This is a genomic window from Pannonibacter phragmitetus DSM 14782 (assembly GCF_000382365.1).
GTDB classification, from domain to species: domain Bacteria; phylum Pseudomonadota; class Alphaproteobacteria; order Rhizobiales; family Stappiaceae; genus Pannonibacter; species Pannonibacter phragmitetus.
Map to the genome: position 1 here is coordinate 20,824 of NZ_KB908232.1, position 23,454 is coordinate 44,277.

The following is a 23,454-nucleotide window of genomic DNA, read 5'->3' on the forward strand; positions in this document are numbered from 1 at the left end:
CAGGCGGCCTTTGTTTTCATCCGGGCGCTTCAGATCAGTGCCAGCGAAAAGGCCGGCACGAAGGTGACCAGCAGCAGCGCCACCAGAAGCGTGGCGAGGAAGATCCAGCCGTCGCGCAGGAACTCGACCAGTTTGGCCCCCGTCAGGTTGCACACCATCAGCAGCACCGTTCCCACTGGCGGCGTCAGTGTGCCGATGGAGAGGTTGAGGATCATGACGATGCCGAAATGCACCGGATCAATGCCGAGCTGCATGACCACGGGCTTGAGCAGCGGCACGAGAATGATCATCAGCGCCGTGCCCTCGATGAACATGCCCAGCACGAGCAGCAGAACGTTGACGGCAATGAGGAAGACCCAGGGGTCGGTCGTCAGGCTGGTAATGATCTCCGCCATGGCAACACCGGCCCGCTCCACCGAAAAGATCCAGGCAAGGGCCGACGAGGTCATGATGACCAGCAGGATCGAGGCGGTCTGGCGGCCGGTTTCGGCAAAGGCGCGGCCCACATCCGAAAGCTTCATTTCCCGGTAGATCAGGAAACCGATGGCGAGGGTGAAGACCGTGGCAACGGCACCGGCTTCCGTCGGCGTGAAGATCGACAGGCGGATGCCGCCGACGATGACCAGCACGAGGAAGATGGCGGGCCATGCGCCGATGAGCGTCGTCTTCGTTTCTGCGGCAGTGGGCCAGCTCTCGCGCGACGGCTTCAACCCCTTGCGGCGGGCGTTGATCCACACGGCCATGATCAGCAGCGCCGCACAGAGCAGGCCCGGCAGGATGCCGGCGGTGAACATGGAGCCGATCGAAACGTCAGCCACCAGCGCATAGATGATCAGCGCGATGCCGGGCGGGATGATCGGGGTGATCAGCGAGCCGCAGGCGGTGATGGCAGCGGCCGCACCGGCGCTGTAGCCCTGGCGGCGCATTTCCGGCACCAGAATGCGGCACATCATGGCAGCATCAGCAAGGTTCGAGGCCGAGATACCGCCCATCAGGGTGGATAGCATGACGTTGGTGTGGCCAAGACCGCCGGTCAGGCGTCCGACCATCAGATCCGCCAGCTTCATCAGGCGCCCGGCAATGCCGGTGGTGCCCAGAAGCGTGCCGAGCAGCACGAAGAAGGGAATGGCCAGCAGCGAGGGGTTCTGCGTCGGCGCAATGATCCGCTGCACGGAGATCTGCAGGGGCACCGAGGAGAAGAACACGAAATAGGCGACCACAGCCGCGAACATGGCGAGATAGATGCGCATGTTCAGGGCAAAGAGCGCGAACATGAGAGCAATGATGATGAACCAGGTCATGGACGTCTTTCTGAACGCGAATACGTGGCCGTCAGGAAGGAAAGTGAGGGCGGGAGATCAGGCCTTGTGCTCAGGATCGGCGGGCGGGTTTGCCGCCGCATCAGGCCGGTAGAGACGCCAGGCCATGACGAGCGCGGTGCCACCGGCGCCGATGACGATCGCCAGATCCAGCCAGAACCACGAAATGCCGAGGATCTGCGTCTTCTTGAATGCCGTCGCCTTGGCGAGCGCCCAGCCCTGCCAGGCCATGAAGGCAAGAAGCCCGGCGGATGCCAGATTGACGGCAAACACCATCAGACGGCGCGGCAGGCCCTTCAGCGCATTTTCCAGAAGATCGATGGTCAGATGCTGCCGGTTCGCCTCGCAGGCGATGGCACCGATCATGACGATCCAGATCATCAAGATGCCCGAGACCTCTTCGGTCCAGGCAAAGGGCGTTCCCATAAGATAGCGCGCGATGACGGCTGCAACGGTCATCAGCACGAGCAGGGCCACGCATACGGCCCCGAAGGCCGAGGCAGCACGGAAGATGAGGGACATGACAGTCTCCGCGAAGAGGGAGGACCGGCCGCTTGCGGGAAGCGGCCAGCCGGAAGGATCACTTGGCGAGTTCTGCCTGGATCATGTCATAGAGGCCCGGCGTCCATTCCGGGAACTGGGTGTAGAAGGGCATGGTCTTCTCGCGGAAGGCCGCCACATCCGGCTGGGTAACATTCACGCCAGCTGCCTTCATCTCCGAGAGAATGCGCTCTTCTTCCTGAGCAGCAATCTCCTGGCTGTAAAGGCCAGCCTCGTAGCCGGTCTTGTGCAGCATTTCGAGAACCTGCGGGTCGAGGGTGGAGAAGAACTCTTCACCGCCCAGCCACAGGGCCGTGTTGGTGAGATAACCGATCATGGAGAGCTCCTTGGCCGGCTCATGCAGCTTCTGGCCGTAGAGCACCGGCAGCGGGTTTTCCACGCCGTCGATCACGCCCTGCGTCAGGGCCGGATAGACTTCGCCCAGCGGCATCGGCGTCGGGGTGGCGCCCATCAGCTCGATGGCCTTGATCTGCATCGGATTGTTCGGAACGCGGATCTTCAGGCCCTTCAGGTCTTCCGGCTTTTCCACCTTCTTGGTCGCCAGCAGCTGGCGGGTGCCATAGAGGTAGTTCGGAATGACGATGTGAATGCCCTTGGCGCGCAGCTCCTGATCCTTCTGCTTGAACCAGTCGCTCTCGTAGATCTTCAGCAGCTGCTGCGGATTGTCGGCCAGATACGGCCCGAACAGGATGCCCAGATCCGGATCGAAGTCGGTGAGGAAGCCGGCGTCGGCGATGGTCACCACGTTCACGCCGAGCATGGCCTGCTCGATCACGTCCTTCTTCGCGCCCAGCTGCGAAGAGGGAAACAGCTCCAGCGCCACCTTGCCGCCGGAAGCTTCCTTCACGAGATCGGCCCAGCGGTGCATCACCTTGTCGACCGGCTCGCCCGGATTGTTCTCATAGGCCACCTTGACGACCACTTCCTGCGCAGCCACCGGCAGAATGGCCGCGACGCCCATGAGCGCGGCAAGCGCAAGCGATTTCAGTTTCATTTAAAATTCCTCCACTTGGGTGAGTTCAGACAGTGTCAGCCGCCTGATTTGCGAGAGCCGCAAACACGGCTCCCGAATAGTCGAAATGGGTGTTAAGGCTGGCCGTCAGCCCGGCGGCATCGCGGGTGCGCAGCCTGTCGATGATGTCCTGATGCTGGGCATGGGACTCGACCGTCTGGGCCGAACGGGACTTACCCACCTCCATGTAGAAGCGCAGCGGCACCGACAGCACCCGGTACATGCGGATCAGCACCGTGTTGCCCGCCGCCTCCACCATGGCCATGTGAAAGTCATAGTCGTGCCCGGCGGCTTCCGACACCGTCATGGCCAGGCGCATGCGTTCGTTGGCCTCGGTCATCTGGTCGAGATGCACGTCGGTCACGCCAATCGCAGCCAGAGGTGCGGCGCCGGTTTCCACGATGCGGCGGAAATTGAGCACGTCTTCCAGCGTCTTGGCGGAGTTGTCGAAATGCTGGGCGAAGATGGAAAAGATCGGATCGAAGTCCGGCTTGCGCACCTTGGCGCCGCGCCGCGTCTTCTCGATGAGACCGAAGGCTTCCAGATGGATCATGGTCTCGCGCACGGTGTTGCGCGCCACGCCGAAGCGTTCGGCCAGATCCCGCTCGTTCGGCAGCAGATCCCCGACTTGCATGCGCTCCACGATCTCCCGGCGCAGTACCTCGCGAATGTCCTCGACTGCTGAAAGTCCTGCCATGGCCTCCCCTCCACTGGCTATTGGTCCTATGGTTGGACCAAACTCGGCGCTATGGTTCTCCCGGATGAGGGCCGGTTGTCAAGCCTTGTCAGACAAGCAGACTGAAAATTTCAGGCAGTGACCGCATCTGACCCGGGGCCCTCCGGCCAGATCACCGAGGCCATCAGCGTGCGCCGGGCGGTGGCGAGATGGGCATCCAGCGCGGCTTCAGCGCGCTCTGCATTCCCCGCCTGAACCGCCTCGATAATGGCCATGTGCTCGGAGATTGCAGCGCGGTTGCGATGCTGCTCGTCGCGCTTGTTCCAGCGGTAATGGAAGTGCACGATGATGGAGATCGTACGGCTGAAATCGATGATGAAGCGGTTGCCGGATGAGGCGCAGAGCAACTGGTGGAAGGCTGCATCAAGCTGTGGAAAGGCGTCCAGCCCCTCGTCCGGCCCGGCCGCCAGAGCCTGATGCGCCAGCGAAAGTTCCTGCAACTCCCCTGCCCGCGCCCCGCCCGGCCCGCAGGCCGCCAGCAGCCCGGCCAGCGCCTTGCGCTCGAACATCTCGCGCACGGTGAACATTTCCTCGGCAAAGCCCCGGGTGAAGCCCTTCAGCACCCAGTGCCGGTTTGGCTGCTTCTCGATCAGGCCAAAGGGCTCGAAGCGGATCAGGAATTCACGGACGGAAGCCACATTGACCCCGAACCGGCGGGCAAGCCCCGCCTCGCTCAGCACCGTGTTGGGGCGCGGATCGCCGCGCAGCACCCAGTCCAGAAACTGGCTTTCCACATGCGCCTGATGGGACAGGGTTTCCGATTCCTCGAACCGGTCGGCCGCTTCCGGCAGGCGGCGCAGGACCTTTTCGCGCCCGTCCCAGTCGAGAATCCCGGCCTCGGCCAGATGCGCCAGCACGGCCCGAACGGTGGTCCGGCTCACGCTGAGAGCCTCCGCCAGCTCTGCTTCCGAGCCCAGCCGTTCGCCGGGCGCCATTTGCTGCAGGCGGTCCAGCATCAGATTCACATGCAGTTTGAAGAGGTTGCGGTTGCGCGCCACGAACAGGCCTCTGGTTTTCAACCGGGATCAACCGGATTCAGTTTGACGGAAACGGATCTTATTCAATAAAAAACCGTAAGCGATGCAAGCGCGCAGATCAAGAAAACGGAAGCTGCCCCATGTCCATGATGAAGACCCTCGTATGTGCCGAGCCCGGCAAGTTTGAACAGACCCAGCGTCCGCGCCCCGAGGCAAAGCCCGGGCACGTGCGGGTGAAGGTCGGCCACATCGGCATCTGCGGCACGGATTACCACATCTACGGTGGTCATCAGCCCTTCCTCGCCTATCCGCGCGTCATGGGCCACGAGCTTTCCGGCACCGCAGAGGAAGCCTCCTCCGATGGCCGGATTGCCAAGGGCGATCTCGTCGTGGTGAACCCCTACATCACCTGCGGCAAGTGCCACGCCTGCACCATCGGCAAGCCCAACTGCTGCGAGGCCATCGCCGTGCTCGGCGTCCACACGGACGGCGGCATGTGCGAGGAAATCGTGGTGCCGGAGGGCAATCTCTATCCGGCGGAAGGGCTGTCGCCCAAGGCAGCGGCCATGGTCGAGTTTCTGGCCATCGGTGCCCATGGCGTGCGCCGGGGCGGTGTGAAGCGCGGCATGAGTGCGCTGATCGTCGGTGCTGGCCCCATCGGCCTTGGCGCTGCGATCTTTGCCGCCATTGAAGGGGCAGACGTTACCCTGCGCGACACCTCACAGTCGCGGCTGGATCTTGCCCGCAAGGCCCTGCCCTCTGCCCGCTACGAACTGGTGGGAGAGGAAACGCCGGGTGCCTATGACGTGGTCTTCGATGCCACCGGCAACATCAAGGCCATGAATGCAGGTCTTGCCCACGTCGCTCATGGCGGCGCCTATGTGCTGCTGTCCGTGGTCAAGGGCGATCTGGTCTTTGCCGATCCCGAGTTCCACAAGCGCGAGACGACGCTCTTCGCCAGCCGCAATGCGCTGAAGGAAGACTTCGAGCACGTCATTGCCAAGATCCGCAGCGGCGAGGTTCCGGTGGATGTGCTGGCGACCCATGAAACGAGCTTCGAGGACGCCGTGACCAACCTGCCGCTCTGGGCAGAGGACCGGGGTACGCTGATCAAGGCCATCATCAAAGTCTGATTCAAAAACTTGCGCGCCGGATCAGCCTTGCGATCCGGCGCGCCGTTTCAGGCACCGGCTCGATGATGGGCACGGAAAACTGCCCCGCCAGAGCCCGTGCCGCAACGGCCAGCGGCCCGCCGCCGATGACAATCGCCTCGGCTGCATCTTCCGAAATGGCCAGATGAATGGCCTCTGCCAGAGCCGCTTCAAGCCGTTCCGGGTTTGCCATCACCTGATGCACATCGCCCGCCGTCAACCGCACGGAAACGAGACTGTCACCAAGACCATAGGCCACTGCCCGTGCCTTGATCGGGACGGCCAGATCCGGGGTCGTCGTGACGACGCAGAACCGCCGCCCGCCCTCAGCCGCTGCCAGCATGCCCGCTTCCGCAATGCCGGTGACAGGAACCTGTAGAACGGCGCGCAGCTCCTCCAGCCCGGGATCGCCGAAGGCAGCCGTGATGACGCCGGAAATCCCCTCCGGCAGATGATCCGCCAGCGCCGCCACATGCCCTGCCGCTTCCGCCAAAGCCTTTGGCTCCGTGATCACCGGAGGCCCTTTGGCAACGGTCACGGGCAGAAACTCGATCTCCGGCACCGCCTCCGCCGCAAGCCGCACCATGGCAAGCGTCGTCACCACGGTGGTATTCGGGTTGATCAGCGCCACGCGCGGCTTCATTTCTGCGACCTCACGCGGCTGCCATGCGGCGGGCGAAATCCAGAATCATCTCCTCCCCGCCCCTTGCCGTCACCAGCGAGAGACCAACCGGAGCCCCGTCCACCAAAGCGCCGGGAATTGTCAGCTCCGGCAGGCTGCTGAGGCCGGCAATGCAGGTGATGGGCATGGTGGCCCGGCGGTAAAGCTCAAGATCGGATTGGCTGGCGTCACGCAAGGGCGCCGGGCCGGGCGCCGTTGGCAGCAGCAGGATCACGCCGCCGGAAAGCGCTTCATCCATGGCCGCGCGGATGGCAGACCGGTCTTGCGAGACCTTGGCGAATGTCTCACCGGAAACGGCCTTGGCCGCCGCCAGCCTCTCGCCGACGCCGGGCCCGAAGTCCGGCCGCTCTGTCTCGATCCAGTCCCCCAGCGCGCCCCAGGCCTCATAAGCCTGATGCAGCCGGAATGTCTCGAACCAGTCGATCTCCCCGTAGAGCGGGATGGCATGGGTGAGCGCAGGCCCCAGCAGGCTTTCAGCCCGGGCGACACCTGGCGCAAGAGCGCTCCGCATTGCAGGGTCCAGCATGGCCCATATGGTTTCCGGCATCCACAGCCGCGCGGGGGCCGGTGCATTGCCTGCCTTGATGCCGAAGACCGCGCTGATCCGCAGCATCAGATCAAGGTCACGGGCAAACCAGCCCGGCACGTCGAAGCTGGGGGCCAACGGTTTCAGCCCCGTGCCATCAACGCGGCCATGGCCGGGACGCAAGCCGTAGAGCCCGCAGAAGGACGCAGGAATGCGCACCGAACCGCCCGTATCGCTGCCAAGGGCAAAGTCCACGAGGCCTGCAGCCACCGCGGAGGCCGAACCGGACGACGAGCCGCCCGGCACCCGCAGCGGCGCAGCGCTGTTCAGCGGCGTGCCGGTGTGGGCATTGCTGCCGATCATGCTGTAGGCAAGCTCATCCATTTTCGTGAAACCGGCGAGCGCAGCCCCCGCATTCAGCACCGTTTGCAGCGATGGCGCTGTGACTGCGTCCGGCGCATGGCTTGCCTTCCAGGCCGGGCTGCCATTGCCCGCAACACGCCCCGCGAAGGCGTAATTGTCCTTGGCGGCAAAGGTAAGACCGCTCAATGGCCCTTCGCCCGCCACCAGCGGTGTGTCCAGAACCTCGATGAAGGCTTCGGCTGCATCATTGATCATGAAATCATTTTCCTCATGAGGTCAGGTCTATGCCGGCGCGGCGGGCCGCGCCCTGAATATGGGCAGCCATGGCGTGGCAGGCGGCATCCCGGTCCAGCCGGTCCACTGCTTCCATGATCGCCAGATGCTCACTGGCGGTCTCCACCATGCTTTCCATCCGCACCATGGGCACCCACTGGCTGCTCTGGAACTCCCGCGCCATCAGCCGGTGCATGGACTGGAAGATGCGGTTGCCGCAGGCCTCGACAATGAGGTCATGGAACAGGGTGTCCTGCTCTGCCGCCTCGACACTGCGGCCCGTGCGGGCAGCCGCCATCAGCGCCTCGACAGAGCGCCACAGCCGCCATTTCACATCACCGGTGAGTGCAGGCATGGCCAGGCGCAGTACCTGCGGCTCCATCGCCATGCGGAATTGATAGGTCTCCTCAAGCGAGTAACCGGTGCCGTGCGACCACAGATCCGCCGGCTGAAGGCTGGAGGCGGCGGCGACGAAGAGCCCACGCCGCTGTTCCACCCGCACAAGACCCAGCGCTTCCAGCATGGAAATCGCCTCGCGCACCGAAGGACGCGATGCGCCCAGAATGCCCGCCAGATCGCGCTGGGACGGCAGGGGATCGCCCTCCTCCAGCCCTTCATCGGCAATCATCGCCTGGATCGCCCGGGCCACGCGCGCCGGAACGGAGGCGGACGCGTCATCCTCCGGCAGCGCCAGTGTGCCGTATGCGTCATGTGGTGAAAGACTGGTCATATCTGCCTAAATCTTCGCCTTGCATCAAAAATGCGCTGTTCATACGCTCATCTGGTCAGACCAGAAGGATTTGGTAGCGCACGAAAACCTGACCTTCAAGTCAAAAATTAAAATGACTTCCAGACATTGCAAATCCCGCAAGTTCTGAAAAGTCGTTCAATAAGAAACATATCGAACCTCTCAGATAAGGAAGACATTGATGGCGTTGAAGACATTCCGAAGCGCAGCACTTGCGGCCCTTTCGTTTGCCGCCCTTGCCGGCACGTCAATGCATGCTTTGGCAGCAGGCACGCTGCGTATCGGCATGACAGCGTCGGATATTCCCCTCACCACCGGTCAGGTCGATCAGGGCGGCGAAGGCATGCGCTTCATCGGCTACACGGTCTATAACTCGCTGGTCGAGTGGGATCTTTCGAGCGCCGACAAGCCTTCCGTCCTGACGCCGGGCCTTGCCACCGAATGGAGCGCCGATCCGGCCGACACCAAGAAGTGGACTTTCAAGATCCGCGAAGGCGTGAAGTTCCATGACGGCTCGGACTTCACCGCCCATGACGTGGTGTGGAACCTCGACAAGCTGCTGAAGACCGATGCGGAACAGTATGACCCGCGTCAGGCCGCACAGGGCAAGTCGCGCATTCCTGCTGTCGACACCTACCGCGCCATCGATGACTACACGCTGGAAGTCGTCACCAAGGCTCCCGATGCGACCCTGCCCTATCAGCTCGCCTGGATCTTCATGAGCTCCAAGGCCAACTGGGAAGCCAAGGGCAAGAACTGGGAAGAAGTTGCCAAGGAGCCGTCCGGCACCGGCCCGTGGAAGCTTGCGAGCTTCGTCCCGCGCGAGCGCGCCGAACTCGTGCCCAACACCGGTTACTGGGATGAAGCCCGCATCCCGAAACTCGACAAGATGGTGCTGGTGCCCCTGCCCGAGCCGAATGCCCGCACCGCGGCGCTCCTCTCCGGTCAGGTGGACTGGATCGAGGCGCCCGCCCCGGACACGATCCCGGCCATCAAGGCACAGGGCATGACGATCACCTCCAATGCCTTCCCGCACAACTGGACCTGGCACCTGTCGCGCGCCGAAGGCTCGCCTTGGAACGACATCAACGTGCGCAAGGCAGCGAACCTCGCCATCGACCGTGACGGCCTGTCCGAACTGCTGGGCGGGCTGATGATCCCGGCCAAGGGCTTCGTGCCGCCGTCCAACCAGTGGTTCGGCAAGCCCACCTTCGACGTGAAGTATGATCCGGAAGAGGCCAAGCGCCTGCTGGCGGAAGCCGGTTACGGCCCGGACAAGCCGCTGAAGGTGAAGGCGCTGATCTCGCCCTCCGGCTCCGGCCAGATGCTGCCGCTGCCCATGAACGAATACATCCAGCAAAGCCTTGCGGAAGTGGGCATCGAGGTTGAGTTCATGGTGGTGGAATGGAACCAGATGATCAACCTGTGGCGCGCCGGCGCCAAGGACCCGAGCGTCGAGGGCTCCCAGTCGATCAACTTCACCTATTTCATCCAGGACCCGTTTACCGGCTTCCTGCGCCACCTGAGCTGCGACCTCGTGGCGCCGAACGGCACCAACTGGGGCCACTACTGCGATCCGGAGATGGAAGGCCTGTTCAAGCAGATCAAGACCACCTTCGATCCCGAAAAGCAGGATGAGGTGATCCGCAAGACCCACGAGAAGTTCGTCAATGACGCGCTGTTCCTGATGGTCACCCATGACGTTGCGCCCCGCGCCATGACCGGCAAGGTGAAGGGCTTCGTCCAGCCGCAGAACTGGTACCTGAACTTCTCCTCCATCACGATGGAATGAGGCCTTCTGCCCGGCGGGGTCTTCTCCGCCGGGCAGGCTCTCCCGAGCATACCCCAGGATCCCGGCCGCAAGAGCCGGGACGCAAAAGACACCGGTTTCCAGAGAAGAGCGGCCACCGCCCATGTTCATCTATCTTCTGCGCCGTCTGATCTATGTGCTGCCGGTTGCCATCGGCGTCAGCCTGATCTGCTTCCTGCTCGTGCATATCGCCCCCGGCGATCCGCTGACGGCCATCATGCCGGTGGACGCGACGCAGGAGGAACAGGCCGCCATGCGCTCGGCCTACGGGCTCGACAAGCCCCTGCCCCTTCAATACGCCATCTGGGTCGGCAAGGTGGTGACCGGCGACCTTGGCAAATCCATCGCGACGGGCCGCCCGGTGGCGCAGGAAGTGTTCGGCGCTGTCCAGAACTCCCTGCTGCTGGCAATGATGGCAAGCCTCATCGCCTTTCCTGTCGGCCTGACGCTCGGATTTCTCGCTGGATACTGGCGCGGCACCGCCTTTGACCGCCTGGTGACGGGCGCTGCCATCACCGGCGTCTCCGTGCCCAACTACTGGCTCGGCATCGTGCTGGTCATCATCTTCTCCGTCCAGCTCGGCTGGCTTCCGGCCATGGGCGCAGGGCCCGGCGGTTCGGGCGAGTGGGTCTGGGACCTCGAGCACCTCAAGTATCTGATCCTGCCATCCGTCACCCTGTCTGTTGTGCCCATCGGGCTGGTCGCCCGCACGGTGCGTGCACTTGTGGGCGATATTCTCACGATGGACTTCGTGCAGGCGCTCTATGCCAAGGGCATGCGCCACCGCGAGGTGCTGCGCCACGTGCTGTGGAATGCCGCGCCCACGGCACTGTCTGTCATGGGCCTGCAGCTCGGCTATCTGCTGGGCGGCTCGATCCTGATCGAGACTGTGTTCAACTGGCCCGGCTCGGGTTTCCTCCTGTCCAACGCCATCTTCCAGCGCGATCTTCCGCTGCTGCAGGGCACGATCCTGGTACTCGCCATGTTCTTCGTCACCATGAACCTCCTCGTCGATGTGGCACAGGCCGCCATCGACCCGCGCATCAAGAGAGCCTGAGCCATGAGCGTGACAAGCCCCGCGGCAGGCCCTGCCACGATCACCCCACCCGTGGTTCAGTCAGCCCCCGGCTACTGGTCCGGCGTCGCCCGCCGTTTCACCCGCGACCGGCTGGCCGTGGTCTGCCTCGTCATTCTGGCGGCGCTGGTTCTGGCCGCGATCTTTGCCCCGTATCTGGGCCTGGCCGACCCATACAAGGCCAGTATGATCCGCCGCCTGAAGCCCATCGGCTTCGACGGCAATCCGCTTGGCACCGACGAACAGGGCCGCGACATGCTGGCACGGCTGATTTACGGCGGCCGCCTGACCCTGTTTGTCGGGCTGATGCCGGTGGTCCTGGCCTTCTTCATCGGCTCGGCACTGGGCATCATCGCCGGCTATGCGGGCGGCTGGCTCAACACGGTGATCATGCGCACCGTGGACATCTTCTTCGCCTTTCCGTCCGTGCTTCTCGCCATCGCCATTTCCAGTGCGCTGGGCGCCGGCATCGTCAACAGTCTGGTGTCGCTCACCATCGTCTTCATCCCGCCCATTGCCCGCGTCGCCGAAAGCGCCACCGCAAGCGTCCGCTCCCTCGACTATATCGATGCAGCAAGGGCCAGCGGCGGCGGGGCGCTCACCATCATCCGCGCCCATGTGATCAGCAACGTCATCGGCCCGATCTTCGTCTATGCCACCAGCCTCACCAGCGTGTGCATGATCCTCGCTGCCGGCCTCTCCTTCCTCGGCATCGGCGTGCGCCCGCCCGAGCCGGAATGGGGCCTGATGCTGAACACACTGCGCACGGCGATCTACGTGAACCCCTATGTCGCCGCTCTGCCCGGCCTGATGATCTTTGCCACCTCCCTCTGCCTCAACCTGCTCAGCGACGGCCTGCGCAGCGCCATGAACGTCAAGGACTGAGGAGCACGCAAATGACAGCCACCAACGCCTTGAACGCAGAAACTCTTGCGCAGACCGAAGACAGGGGCGGCCCGGCCCAGCCCCTGCTGATGGCGCAGAACCTGACCAAGCACTTCCCCATCCGCTCCGGCCTTCTCAACCGGCGCACCGGCACGGTGCATGCGGTGGATGACGTTTCATTCCATGTGAAAAAGGGCGAGACGCTCGGCATCGTCGGCGAGTCCGGCTGCGGCAAGTCCACCACCGCCCGCCTCCTGATCGGTCTCATCCCGCATGATGCCGGCCAGATCATCTTCGACGGCGAGGCACTGGGCGCGGAACTGGCACTGAAGGACCTGCGGCGCGGCGTACAGATGGTGTTTCAGGACAGCTACGCCTCGCTCAACCCGCGCCTGACCATCCTCGACTCCATCGCCTTCGGCCCGAAGCTGCATGGCATGGACGATCCGGAAGGCCGCGCCCGCAGTCTGATGGAAAAGGTGGGGCTTGATCCGGCCCGCTTTGCCCATCGCTACCCGCACGAACTGTCCGGCGGCCAGCGCCAGCGCATCAACATTGCCCGGGCGCTCGCCATGGCCCCGCGCCTCGTCATCCTGGATGAAGCCGTCTCCGCCCTCGACAAGTCGGTGGAAGCGCAGGTGCTGAACCTGCTCAACGATCTCAAGGCGGAGCTGGGCCTGACTTACGTTTTCATTTCCCATGATCTGAATGTGGTGCGCTACATTTCCGACCGGGTGATGGTGATGTATCTGGGCGAAGTGGTGGAAATCGGACCAGCGGAAAGCATCTACGAGCGGCAGGCTCACCCCTACACCGCCTCGCTCTTTGCCGCGATGCCCTCCATGGACCCGGACAACCGCACCATGGAACCACCGCTCGCAGGCGATCCGCCCAACCCGATCAACCCGCCCACCGGCTGCCGTTTCCACACCCGCTGCCGCTTTGCCGAAGGCGTCTGCGCTGCGGCCAAACCCGCCCTTGCCGCCCTTCCCGGCGCAGAGGATCACATGGCCGCCTGCCACATGCTGGAGCCCGCCTCCGGCCACAGCCTTGCCGTGAAGGAGGCAGCAGAATGAGCAGCACAATGACCACCGCCGCCCCCCTGATGGAATTCGACAATCTCACCGTCCGCTTCAAGGGCGAGCGCACGGTCCATGCCATCAACGGCGTCAGCCTCACCATGCAGCAGGGCGAAACCCTCGGGCTGCTGGGCGAGTCCGGCTCCGGCAAGAGCGTGACGCTGAAGACGCTGCTGCGCCTGCTGCCGCCGCGCCGGACAGACATCGAAGGCAGCGTGCGGGTGAACGGCACCGATGTGATGAAGCTGCAGGGCGCAGCCCTTTCCGCCTTCCGGGGCAGCGAAGTCTCCATGGTGTTCCAGGAACCGGCGCTGGCGCTTGATCCTGTCTTCACCATCGGCGACCAGATCGCCGAAACCGTGATGCGCCACAAGGGCGTGAGCAAGCTGGCGGCCATGGATGTGGCGCTCGACATGCTCACCCGCGTGCGCATCCCCTCGCCCGAACGGCGGCTGAAGAACTATCCGCATGAAATGTCCGGCGGCATGCGCCAGCGCGCCATGATCGCGCTCGCGCTCGCCTGCCGTCCCAAGCTGCTGCTGGCTGACGAGCCGACCACCGCCCTTGATGCCACCGTGCAGATCCAGATCCTGCTGCTGCTGCGCGAATTGCAGAAGGAATTCGGCATGGGCGTGATCTTCGTCACCCACGACATTGGCGTTGCCATCGAGGTGTCGGACCGGATCGCGGTCATGTATGCGGGCAATATCGTGGAGATGGGCCCGGCGCGCGAGATCATCCGCAACCCGCAGCATCCCTACACGCGCGGCCTTCTGGCGGCGAACCTGCATGATGTGGTCAAGGGCCAGCGGCTCGACGCCATCCCCGGCTCCCCGCCCGCGCTCGAAACAAAACCCGTCTCCTGCTCCTTCGCCCCGCGCTGCGCCTTCGCAACCGATGTCTGCCGGTCGCAGAAGCCAGAGCTTGTTCCGGCCAGCGGCCAGCCCACCCACGTCTCCGCCTGCTTCCACCCGCAAACGGCCAACGTGGCGGCTTGAGCCCTCCCCCCGCGCCGTCCCCGCCCTGTGCGGGGACCTGCCGGGGAGGCAGTGCCTTACAACCTGCTACTGCGCATTCTCCATGATCAGATCGGTCATTTCAAAACGGATGACATCAACGAGCCCGAGATCGGAAATGCGAAGTTCGGGGATCACGACCAGCGCCAGCAGCGAGTGCTGCATGTAGGCGTTGTTGAGGGTGCAGCCGCAGGCCGCCATGGCCTCCACCATCGCCGCCGCCTTCGCAGCAACATCCACGGCGGGGCTGTCGGACATGAGGCCGGCGATGGGCAGTTCCACCAGCGCCAGTTCCTTGCCGTCCTTCCAGACGGTGACGCCGCCGCCCACCTCGCCCAGCCGGTTGGCGGCCTTCGCCATCATCTGCCGGCTGGTGCCGACGACGATCATGTGATGGCTGTCATGGGCGACGGTCGAGGCAATCGCCATCTCTCCCGTGTAGCCGAAGCCGGAGACAAAGCCGTTGACCACCTTGCCCGTGGCGCGGTGGCGCTCCACCAGCGCGATCTGGCAGACCTCGTCTTCCGCTTCCACCAGTCCGCCGGAGACGGGAAGCTCCGCCGTCAGCGCCTTGGTGGGGGCCTGATTTTCGACGACACCGATAACGCGGGCCTTCACCGCATTGGCCCCGGCAGGCGCGGGAATGGCGAAATCCGCCGCTTCCAGCACCTTGCCAAGCCGCACGGTCTCCCGGGCGCTTTGCGGCCAGTCATAATGCGGGCACTCCGCCAGCAGCTTGCCCCCCTGCGCCACCAGAACGCCGCGGGCATAGACATCCTCGATGGGCAGATCCGTGAGGCTGGAGGTGAGGATCACATCCGCCCGGCGCCCCGGCGCGATGGAGCCCAGTTCCCGCTCAAGGCCGAAGTGGGAGGCCGTGTTGATCGTTGCCATCTGCAGCGCGATCACCGGATCGCAGCCGCAGGCGATGGCATGGCGCACCACCCGGTTCATGTGGCCATCGTTCACCAGGGTGCCGGAGTGGCAGTCATCGGTGCACAGGATGAAGTTGCGCGGGTCGAGCCCCTTCTGCGTCACCGCCGTGATCTGGCTTTCCACGTCATACCAGGCAGAGCCCAGCCTCATCATGGAGCGCATGCCCTGACGAACGCGGGCGATGGCATCGGATTCCGCCGTGCCCTCATGATCATCCGCCGCACCGCCCGCCACATAGGCATGGAAGGGAATGCCCCGGTCGGGGCTGGCATAATGGCCGCCCACCGTCTTTCCGGCGGCCATGGTCGCCGCCATTTCCGCCAGCATCTGCGGGTCGCCGTTGATGACACCGGGATAGTTCATCATCTCGCCAAGGCCGATGATGCCCGGCCAGCTCATGGCTTCAGCCACATCTTCGGCGGAAATCTCGAAGCCCGTCGTCTCCAGCCCCGGCGCAGACGGCGCGCAGGAGGGCATCTGCGTGAACATGTTGATGGGCTGAAGCAGCGATTCGTCATGCATCATCTTCACGCCCGCCAGCCCCAGCACATTGGCGATCTCGTGCGGATCATGGAAGATCGTGGTGGTGCCATGGGGAATGACGGCAGCGGCAAATTCCGCCGGTGTCAGCATGCCGCTTTCCACATGCATGTGGCCATCGAGCAGCCCCGGAATGAGAAAGCGCCCTTCCGCCTCCACCACCTTCGTGCCTTCACCAATGCAGTGCGAGGCATCAGGGCCCACATAGGCAAAGCGGCCTTCACTGACCGCCACCTGCCAGCCATCGAGAACTTCCCGGCTCTGCACGTTGACGAGCCGTCCGCCCCGGATGAGGAGATCCGCAGGCGTCCGCCCCGCCGCCACCGCCACGAGCCGGGGAGCCGTTTCGGCCCAGGATTTGAAGGTGGACTGGCTCATGGCGGCAAACTCCTGAAAGAACTGACTGTTGCGCCATGGTTCGGTGCGGCGCCCCGGCTGTCAAGCCACAGTCAGGAGCAAGAAACAACCGGGAATTGATCTGGAGCAAGGCCGGCACCTCCTCTTCACTGGCACTCTCCGTTGCGAACCGCCGCCCTGAAGCATCCGCTCCAGCCGGCACAGCGCATTTTTGCTGGAGGGAGACATCATGTCTGCGAAGATGAAAGCAGCCGTCGTCAGGGCTTTCGGAGCCCCGCTCGACATCAGCGAGGTTCAGAAGCCGGAAGCAACGGCGGGCAAGATCGTCGTCAAGATGATGGCGAGCGGCGTCTGCCACACCGATCTTCACGCCGCAGAAGGCGACTGGCCGGTGAAGCCCAATCCCCCGTTCATTCCGGGCCATGAAGGCGTCGGCTACGTCTGCGAGGTCGGCTCCGGCGTCAAGGGCGTCAAGGAAGGTGACCGGGTGGGCGTTCCCTGGCTGCATTCGGCCTGCGGCCATTGCAAGCATTGCATGGGCGGCTGGGAAACCCTTTGCCACGACCAGCACAACACCGGCTACAGCGTCAACGGCGGCTTTGCCGAGTATGTGCTCGCGGACCCCGATTATCTGGGCCACCTCCCGGATGGCCTCGACTTTGCGCCCGCAGCGCCCGTGCTCTGCGCCGGCGTCACTGTCTACAAGGGCCTGAAGGAAACCGAGACCAAGCCCGGTGAAACGGTGGTGATCATCGGTGTCGGCGGCCTCGGCCACATGGCGGTGCAATATGCCAGGGCCATGGGCATGAAGGTGGTTGCGGTCGATATCAGCGACGACAAGCTGAAGCTGGCCAGCAGCCTTGGCGCAGACCTGACGATCAACGCGCTGACCACCGATCCCGTGGCCGAGGTGCAGAAGCTGGGCGGCGCAGAGGGCGTGCTCGTCACCGCCGTCTCCACCAAGTCCTTTGCGCAAGGCTTCGGCATGCTGGCCCGGCGCGGCACCATGGCGCTATGCGGCCTGCCGCCCGGAGACTTCCCGCTGCCGATCTTCGACACGGTGCTCAACCGCAAGACCATTCGCGGCTCCATCGTCGGCACGCGCAATGACTTGGCCGAATCCCTCGCCTTTGCCGCCGACGGCAAGGTGAAGGCACATTACGCCATGGACAAGCTCGACAACATCAACGCGATCTTTGACAAGATGCGCGCAGGTCAGATTGATGGCCGCATTGTCATGGACATTTCCTGAAGACCCCAACCTTCAGGAGATCCCTCCGGCCGCGGGGCCGGTGCATGAAGGACAGGCTGCGGTTGTCTCACGGCAACAAGCCGCCTATAGTCCCGCGTGTACCGGGGCCGGAGGGCTTTCTTTCTTGCGTGGCTGCGGTGCACCCCCGCCTTGATTGTCCCCGTTCCGCAGCGTTCCCTTGTCCCGACCTGATCCAGACGAAGACCAGCCCAGCCCGGTACCCCCCGGGACCGAGACTGCGCGCGCGCTGACACCGGATGTCCTGCGCCGCATCCTCTTTGGCAGCTTGCTGGGGGCCGCAGGCGGCATTCTGTTCTGGCTGGCGCACATGCCGCTGCCGTGGATGCTGGGCTCCATGCTCTTCACCATGGTGGCCTCGATCTTCGGCGCGCCGATCCTGCCGCCAGGCCGCATCCGTCCTGCGCTTGTGGCTGTCATTGGCGTTCTGCTCGGCTCCGGCTTTTCACCCGCCCTCATCGGCCAACTGGGCGACTGGGTCATCTCCCTTGGCCTTCTGGCGCTCTATCTCGTTGTCTCCGGCGTGCTGGCCGTCCCCTTCTACATGAAGGTGGGCGGCTTTGACCGGGTCACGGCCTTCTGCTCCGGCATGCCGGGCGGGCTGATGGAAATGGTCAGCCTCGGCAAGGACCTCGGCGGAGATGAGCGCAAGATCATTCTCGCCCATGCCGCCCGCATCGTCGTCACCATCAGCCTCATCTCCTTCTGGTTCCGCATCATCGAGGGCCAGAGCGTGGGCACCGCCATTACCAAAGGCGGCAGTCCGTCCTGGCAGGACCTTGCCATCCTGGGGGCCTGCGGCGTCATCGGCGCCTTTACCGCGCTGAAACTGCGCCTGCCCGCTGCCACCCTTGTCGGCCCCATGCTGCTGAGCGCCGCCGTGCATGTCACCGGCATCACCACCAGCGCCCCGCCGCAGGGGCTGGTGATCGCCTGTCAGGTGCTGATGGGCACCATCATGGGCTGCCGGTTCCTAGGCGCCGGCCGGCGCGAGGTGATCCACGCCGTCTCCCTCAGCTTTGGCGCCACCTTGATGACCCTGCTGGTGACGCTGGCCTTTGCCTTTGGCTTTGGCGCTTTCATCGGCCAGACCACCTCGCAGATCGTGCTGGCCTATGCCCCCGGCGGCCTCACCGAGATGAGCCTCATTGCGCTGGCCATGAAAGCAGAAGTCGCTTACGTGGCCAGCCACCACATCACCCGCATCGTGCTGCTGATTTCCTTCGCGCCATTGGTTCTCTCTCTCATCGACCGCCGCCCGCCAGGCCGCATCAAGCCGCGGGACTGATCCCTTCTGACTGGCGGCTCGGACCTGAGTTGATGCTGGGCGCCATGCCCGAACGCCGGTAGCCTCATGTCAGCAGCCGGTTCACAACGAGCAGAACAGGAAGAACAAAAACGCCCGCGTCACGGCCCTGTCACCTAAAGCAGCTATCACGCAATTCATTCGAATGAATTGGAGGCCTTGATGGCGCGTGAAACGTGGCAATCGATCCGGGACCGGCTGGCAGCTGACATTCTCTCAGGCGTTCTTGCACCGGAAACGCAACTGCCGACCGAGCCGGAACTCTGCGCCGAATTTGGAGCGGGCCGGCATTCCGTGCGCCGCGCCATCGCCGCGCTGGCCGTCGAGGGCAAGCTGCGGGTCGAGCAGGGACGCGGGACATTCGTTGAAAGCGCGCCTCTCATCAACTACCAGATCGGCCACCGCACCCGCTTCCGCCAGAACCTGATCAGCCAGGGCGTGACGCCTGCGGGCGAACAGGTCTCCGATGATGTGATCCCCGCGCCGCGCCGGGTTGCCGAAGCGCTCGGCCTGCCGGAAGGAACGCCGGTTCACCGGCTGATGCGCCGCGGCCTTGCCGATGACGTGCCGGTAAATCTCAGCTTTGTCTACCATCCGCAGGCGCTGTTCCCGGACATGGCCGGGCAGCGCCGCGCGGGCCTGTCCGTCACCGATGTCTACCGCTCGCATGGCATCACCGACTACCTGCGCAAGAGCACCACCATCTACGCCCGCCGCCCGACGGCGGAAGAAGCCCGCCTGCTGAAACAGCACCAGGACCAGCCGGTTCTGGCCGTGACCAAGACCGATGTGGATCTGACCGGGCGGCCCATCGGCTATTCCCAGGCCATCTGGGCTGCCGGGCGCGTGCAATTCACCTTCGATCTTCCCCCCGAAACCGGGAGCCCGGACCAGAATGACTGACACTGCCCAGCCTGCCCTTGCACAGCAACCTGGCGCCGCCGCCCCCGATCACGGCGCCATGCTGACAGCCCTTTCCCACGCCTGCGCGGACAGCGTGAAGCACTTCGCCGAAAGCCTGCTGCCGGTGCTGGGTGCCATTGACGTGCTGCGCAGCCGCACCGGCCTCGTCATGCTGCCCTTCCGCGACACGGTGAAGGGCACCGACTTTCACCTTGGTGAGGTTCTTGTGGCGGAAGCCGAGGTCCGCCTGACCGGTCACGGCTCCACCGGCTATGGCATGGTCACGGGGCGCGATCTCGAATGGGCCATGGCCATGGCCCTGATTGACGCTGCAGCCGCCGCCGGGATTGAGCCCGCAGCCATCAGTGCCTTCGTTGCCGAAACCATCGAGGCCAATGCCGCCCGCGACCGGCAAAGCCTTTGCGCCATCGAGGCGACACGCGTCGACATGGAAACCTTCTGATCCCCCTATTCCTCAAGGAGGCCCGGTCATGGGTGCCCTGCCCGCCAGTTCACATGCCCTCATCACAGCGCCTTTGCGGGGTGAGGATGAAATCCGCGACAATGCTGCCTTCGAGGCGATCCTCTGGGCGCTGAGCCGCCCCGGTGATGTGCGCCATCTGCCCGAACCCGGCCCGCGCACCATCCTTCTCGCGCTCATCGACCGGGAATGCCGGGTCCATGCCGATGACCCGGTGATTGCCGGGCTTGCAGCGCAGACGGGTGCAACGCTTGCCCCGCTGCATGAGGCCTGCCACGTGTTCCTGCAACTGGACCCTCGCGCAGATGCGGCCCGGCTTGCCGCCCTGAAGACCGGCTCCGCACTCTACCCGGACGAGGGCGCGACCATTGTCACCGAAGCCCGCCTGGGCGAAGGCCAGCGCCTGCGCCTGTCGGGCCCCGGCATCGAAACCACGCGCGAGATCGCTGTCGCCGGCCTGCCACAGGGCTTTTTTGCCCTGCGCAATGACCTGTGCCGCTACCCGCTCGGCTTTGACCTCTTCATCGCCGATGGCAGCAAGGTGATGGGCCTGCCGCGCTCAACCCGGATCGAGGTGCTCTGATGGCTTATGTCGCAACCCGTGGCGGGGAAAGGGCTATTGACCAGTCCGAGAGGCTCTACAGGGCCGGAATGGGCACCATTGGCGCGGACCGCGTGGCGGAGATCCGCCAGTCCCTGCCCTGGCTGATCGGCCGGGTCATGGGCGAGGCCTCGCTTTATGAGGAGGATCTGGCGGCGCTGGCGCTGGCCCAGTCCGGCGGCGACCTCTATGAGGCCGTGCTGCTGCTGCGGGCCTGGCGCACCACGCAGCCGCGCCTTGCCATTGCCGAAACGGTGACGCAGGATCAGCTCTTCACCCACCGCCGCATCTCTGCCGCCTTCAAGGATATTCCCGGCGGCCAGATTCTTGGGCCCTCGCTCGACTATTCCCACCGGCTGCTGGCCACCGGCGTGCTGGAAGGCCGCCCTCTTGTGCCGGAGCCGGTTGAGCCGGCGCCCCTGCCCGCTCCCGCCCGCCAGCCGTCTCTGGCCGCCTGGCAGAAGGCGCAGGGCCTCGTCGCCGATCCGGCGCGCGAAGAGGTGGCACCGGACGATATTCCCGACCTGACACGCGAGCCGCTGCTGTTCCCGGCCAAACGCGCCCACACGCTGCAAAGCCTTGCCCGGGCCGACACCGGCGGCGTTCTGGCACTGGGCTATTCCGCCATGCGCGGCTACGGCAACGCGCATCCGACGGTCAACGAACTGCGCCTTGCTGAAGCGGAGGTGACTGTCCGTCATCCGTGCGGCACCCTGTTCAGCGCCGGGCGGGTCAAGGTCTCTCAGGCCGAAGTCACCTCCAAGGGCAAGTCGGGCCAGCTCGACCTTGGCTTCTGCGCCACGCTGGGCTGGAACGAGATCAAGGTCATCGCCGGAGCGACCCTCGACCTCAACGCTCCGGAAGCGCCGCAGAATTCGCCGGTGAACGAGGAATTCTTCCTCTATCACACCGAGCCGGTGGAGGCCTCCGGCTTCTGCATCCACTTCAAGCTGCCCCACTATGTCACCTTCCAGTCGGCGCTGGATGCCCTGCGCGACGCCAAGTCGAAGGCCACCGGGGGGAATGCTGCCGGGGCGAAGACGGCACCCGATCCCGTATCTGGCGCCGCACCGGAGCCGGCCATCACCGGGGAGATTTCCGCATGACCAGCCTTGCCAGCCTGACCAAGCCCTGGAAGGCGTTCTCCTACGGCTTCCTGGATGCCTCCGCCAAGCGTGAACTGCGCCGCAAGATGCTGAAGGCCGTCGCCGTGCCCGGCTGCCAGATGCCCTATGCCAGCCGAGAGGTGCCCATTGCCCGCGGCTGGGGAACCGGCGGCCTGCAGGTGACGCTGACGCTGCTGAAGCCCTCGTCCGTCGTCAAGGTCATCGACCAGGGCGCCGATGACAGCGTCAACGCCGCTTCGATCCGCAAGTTCCTCGCCCGCGTCTCGGGCGCTGGTGAGACCTGGGACACGGGCGAAGCCACCATCCTGCAGTCCCGCCACAGGGTGCCGGAGGAGATCCTGCGGGAGGACCAGATCCTTGTCCTGCAGGTGCCGAACCCGGAGCCCTTGCGCCCCGTCGAGCCGAACATGTCGGTGGCCCGGCAGATGCACGCTGATGCCGACTATGGCCGCCTCTGGCTGACCCTTTACGAGCAGATGGTCCGCTCTGGCCGCATCATGCAGGGCGCGGCCTATCCCAGCCTTGTCAACGGCCGCCATGTGATGACGCCCTCGCCGATCCCGCGCTGGGATGTGCCGAAACTTCACATGGCGCGGCATCTGACCTTCCTTTCCGCCGGCCGCGAGAAGCGCCTTTATGCCGTGCCACCCTATACGAAGGTGGAGCCGCTGGTCTTCTCGGATGTGCCCTACAAGGTCGAGGAGCACCAGCCGCTCACCTGCCACCGCTCCGGCGTGACAGGTTATTTCATGAACGAGATCCCGCAGGACGATGGCAGCTCCTCCTTCGAGGTGTCCGACAGCCATTTCGGCATCAAAGCCATCCGCCGCAGCGAAGGCGAAGCCATCCCGGACATCGGGACCTGGTACAAGAACGGGGAGTTCCGCACATGACCGTCCAAAGCCCCGCTCAGCGCATCGAGGCCGCGCCCCGGCTGATGACCATTCCCCCGCTCCTCACCATGCGCGGCATTTCCCGCCGCTTTGGCGGGGTCACCGCCCTCGACGGTGTTGATGCCACCGTCTATCCCGGCGAAGTTCTGGGCATCGTCGGCGAGAGCGGTTCGGGCAAGTCGACGCTGCTGCGCATGATGAACCTCGAGGACACGCCCGGCAGCGGCACCTATCATCTCAATCTGCCAGGGCCTGACGGAGCGGGTCTGACCGGCAACCTGTTCGACCTCGGCCGGTTCGAGCGCCGGATGCTCTGCGCCCGCAACATCGGCATCGTCTACCAGAACCCGCACCTCGGCCTGCTGATGCGCCACTCCTCGTCGGGCAATGTGGCCGAACGGCTACTGGTGGCCGGGGAGCGCAGCTTCAAGGTGCTGCGCGGCAAGGCAAGGGATGCACTCGACGCCTCGGAATTCCCGCTGGAGCGCATGGACGCCCGGCCCATCGAACTGTCCGGCGGCATGCAGCAGCGCGTCCAGCTGGCCAAGGCCATCGCGCTGGAACCCTCGCTGCTGCTGCTCGACGAGCCCACCACCGGCCTCGATGTCTCGGTGCAGGCGCTGGTGCTGGACACGCTGAAGCGTCTTCAGCGCGACCGCGCCATCACCATGGTCATCGTCTCGCATGATCTGGGCGTCATCCACACCATGGCAGACCGCGTCATGGTGATGCGCCGTGGCAAGGTGGTGGAACAGGGGCTCGTCGACCAGGTGTTCCAGGATCCGCAGCACGAGTACACCCAGCAGCTCGTGCAGGCCAAACTTTGA

General features: G+C 64.6%; 23 protein-coding genes. 14 read left to right on the forward strand and 9 right to left on the reverse strand.

Annotation, left to right across the window (positions count from 1 at the left end; genetic code table 11):
• Nucleotides 1-29 precede the first annotated feature (29 nt).
• The 5 genes from H163_RS0118930 to H163_RS0118950 form a co-directional block, all read right to left on the reverse strand.
• Nucleotides 30-1,301, reverse strand: a complete 1,272-nt coding sequence (locus H163_RS0118930; RefSeq protein WP_019966194.1) for a TRAP transporter large permease — start codon at nt 1,299-1,301, stop codon at nt 30-32.
• 57 nt (nt 1,302-1,358) lie between these two features.
• Nucleotides 1,359-1,841, reverse strand: coding sequence for a TRAP transporter small permease (locus H163_RS0118935; RefSeq protein WP_019966195.1), 483 nt, complete (start codon nt 1,839-1,841; stop codon nt 1,359-1,361).
• A gap of 58 nt (nt 1,842-1,899) precedes the next feature.
• Entirely contained in the window at nt 1,900-2,874 is a 975-nt protein-coding gene (locus tag H163_RS0118940; RefSeq protein WP_019966196.1) for a C4-dicarboxylate TRAP transporter substrate-binding protein, read from the reverse strand.
• A 25-nt stretch (nt 2,875-2,899) separates the two neighbouring features.
• Nucleotides 2,900-3,589, reverse strand: coding sequence for a FadR/GntR family transcriptional regulator (locus H163_RS0118945; protein WP_019966197.1), 690 nt, complete (start codon nt 3,587-3,589; stop codon nt 2,900-2,902).
• Between the two features lie 110 nt (nt 3,590-3,699).
• Entirely contained in the window at nt 3,700-4,626 is a 927-nt protein-coding gene (locus tag H163_RS0118950; RefSeq protein WP_026356051.1) for a GntR family transcriptional regulator, read from the reverse strand.
• Nucleotides 4,627-4,754: 128 nt separating this feature from the next.
• Between H163_RS0118950 and H163_RS0118955 the strand changes: the two genes are divergently transcribed.
• The gene (locus tag H163_RS0118955) at nt 4,755-5,738 is read left to right on the forward strand and encodes a zinc-binding alcohol dehydrogenase family protein (protein ID WP_026356052.1); all 984 of its coding nucleotides are present in this window, start codon (nt 4,755-4,757) and stop codon (nt 5,736-5,738) included.
• Between the two features lies 1 nt (nt 5,739).
• Here the strand turns inward: H163_RS0118955 and H163_RS0118960 are convergent, their stop codons facing one another.
• Genes H163_RS0118960 through H163_RS0118970 form a run of 3 tightly spaced genes read right to left on the reverse strand, consistent with a single transcriptional unit; the run spans nt 5,740 to nt 8,330 of the window.
• The gene (locus H163_RS0118960) at nt 5,740-6,399 is read right to left on the reverse strand and encodes an aspartate/glutamate racemase family protein (RefSeq protein ID WP_019966200.1); all 660 of its coding nucleotides are present in this window, start codon (nt 6,397-6,399) and stop codon (nt 5,740-5,742) included.
• Nucleotides 6,400-6,409: 10 nt separating this feature from the next.
• Complete coding sequence (locus H163_RS0118965) at nt 6,410-7,582, reverse strand: amidase (protein WP_019966201.1); 1,173 nt, start codon at nt 7,580-7,582, stop codon at nt 6,410-6,412.
• A 13-nt stretch (nt 7,583-7,595) separates the two neighbouring features.
• A complete protein-coding gene (locus H163_RS0118970; protein WP_019966202.1) occupies nt 7,596-8,330 on the reverse strand; it encodes a FadR/GntR family transcriptional regulator in 735 nt (244 codons plus the stop codon).
• A gap of 199 nt (nt 8,331-8,529) precedes the next feature.
• Between H163_RS0118970 and H163_RS0118975 the strand changes: the two genes are divergently transcribed.
• The 5 genes from H163_RS0118975 (at nt 8,530) to H163_RS0118995 (ending at nt 14,195) form a co-directional block, all read left to right on the forward strand.
• Nucleotides 8,530-10,140 carry an ABC transporter substrate-binding protein gene (locus H163_RS0118975; RefSeq protein WP_026356055.1) on the forward strand — a complete coding sequence of 537 codons (1,611 nt, stop codon included), beginning with the start codon at nt 8,530-8,532 and terminating at the stop codon, nt 10,138-10,140.
• A gap of 121 nt (nt 10,141-10,261) precedes the next feature.
• The gene (locus H163_RS0118980) at nt 10,262-11,215 is read left to right on the forward strand and encodes an ABC transporter permease (RefSeq protein ID WP_019966204.1); all 954 of its coding nucleotides are present in this window, start codon (nt 10,262-10,264) and stop codon (nt 11,213-11,215) included.
• A 3-nt stretch (nt 11,216-11,218) separates the two neighbouring features.
• On the forward strand, nt 11,219-12,118 hold the full coding sequence (locus tag H163_RS0118985; RefSeq protein ID WP_019966205.1) for an ABC transporter permease: 900 nt from the start codon (nt 11,219-11,221) through the stop codon (nt 12,116-12,118).
• Nucleotides 12,119-12,129: 11 nt separating this feature from the next.
• Nucleotides 12,130-13,194 carry an ABC transporter ATP-binding protein gene (locus H163_RS0118990; protein ID WP_019966206.1) on the forward strand — a complete coding sequence of 355 codons (1,065 nt, stop codon included), beginning with the start codon at nt 12,130-12,132 and terminating at the stop codon, nt 13,192-13,194.
• On the forward strand, nt 13,191-14,195 hold the full coding sequence (locus tag H163_RS0118995; RefSeq protein WP_019966207.1) for an ABC transporter ATP-binding protein: 1,005 nt from the start codon (nt 13,191-13,193) through the stop codon (nt 14,193-14,195). Before H163_RS0118990 ends, H163_RS0118995 begins: the two co-directional genes overlap by 4 nt.
• A gap of 66 nt (nt 14,196-14,261) precedes the next feature.
• On the opposite strand, the gene H163_RS0119000 is transcribed toward H163_RS0118995, so the two are convergent.
• Nucleotides 14,262-16,067, reverse strand: coding sequence for an adenine deaminase (locus H163_RS0119000; protein WP_019966208.1), 1,806 nt, complete (start codon nt 16,065-16,067; stop codon nt 14,262-14,264).
• Nucleotides 16,068-16,275: 208 nt separating this feature from the next.
• Here H163_RS0119000 and adhP point away from each other — a divergent pair, with 208 nt between their 5' ends.
• From adhP to H163_RS0119040, 8 genes are all read left to right on the forward strand, one after another.
• Entirely contained in the window at nt 16,276-17,298 is a 1,023-nt protein-coding gene (gene adhP, locus H163_RS0119005; RefSeq protein WP_019966209.1) for an alcohol dehydrogenase AdhP, read from the forward strand.
• Nucleotides 17,299-17,476: 178 nt separating this feature from the next.
• Nucleotides 17,477-18,604, forward strand: a complete 1,128-nt coding sequence (locus H163_RS0119010; RefSeq protein ID WP_208975440.1) for an AbrB family transcriptional regulator — start codon at nt 17,477-17,479, stop codon at nt 18,602-18,604.
• Between the two features lie 180 nt (nt 18,605-18,784).
• Nucleotides 18,785-19,525: a phosphonate metabolism transcriptional regulator PhnF gene (gene phnF, locus H163_RS0119015; protein WP_019966211.1), complete on the forward strand. Its 741-nt coding sequence runs from the start codon at nt 18,785-18,787 to the stop codon at nt 19,523-19,525.
• Entirely contained in the window at nt 19,518-19,988 is a 471-nt protein-coding gene (locus H163_RS0119020; RefSeq protein ID WP_019966212.1) for a phosphonate C-P lyase system protein PhnG, read from the forward strand. The genes phnF and H163_RS0119020 overlap by 8 nt, the downstream gene beginning before the upstream one ends.
• 28 nt (nt 19,989-20,016) lie before the next feature.
• Nucleotides 20,017-20,589: a phosphonate C-P lyase system protein PhnH gene (phnH, locus tag H163_RS0119025; protein WP_019966213.1), complete on the forward strand. Its 573-nt coding sequence runs from the start codon at nt 20,017-20,019 to the stop codon at nt 20,587-20,589.
• Entirely contained in the window at nt 20,589-21,713 is a 1,125-nt protein-coding gene (locus tag H163_RS23235; protein WP_051105430.1) for a carbon-phosphorus lyase complex subunit PhnI, read from the forward strand. The genes phnH and H163_RS23235 overlap by 1 nt, the downstream gene beginning before the upstream one ends.
• Nucleotides 21,710-22,627, forward strand: coding sequence for an alpha-D-ribose 1-methylphosphonate 5-phosphate C-P-lyase PhnJ (locus tag H163_RS0119035; RefSeq protein ID WP_019966215.1), 918 nt, complete (start codon nt 21,710-21,712; stop codon nt 22,625-22,627). Before H163_RS23235 ends, H163_RS0119035 begins: the two co-directional genes overlap by 4 nt.
• Entirely contained in the window at nt 22,624-23,454 is an 831-nt protein-coding gene (locus H163_RS0119040; protein ID WP_019966216.1) for an ATP-binding cassette domain-containing protein, read from the forward strand. The genes H163_RS0119035 and H163_RS0119040 overlap by 4 nt, the downstream gene beginning before the upstream one ends.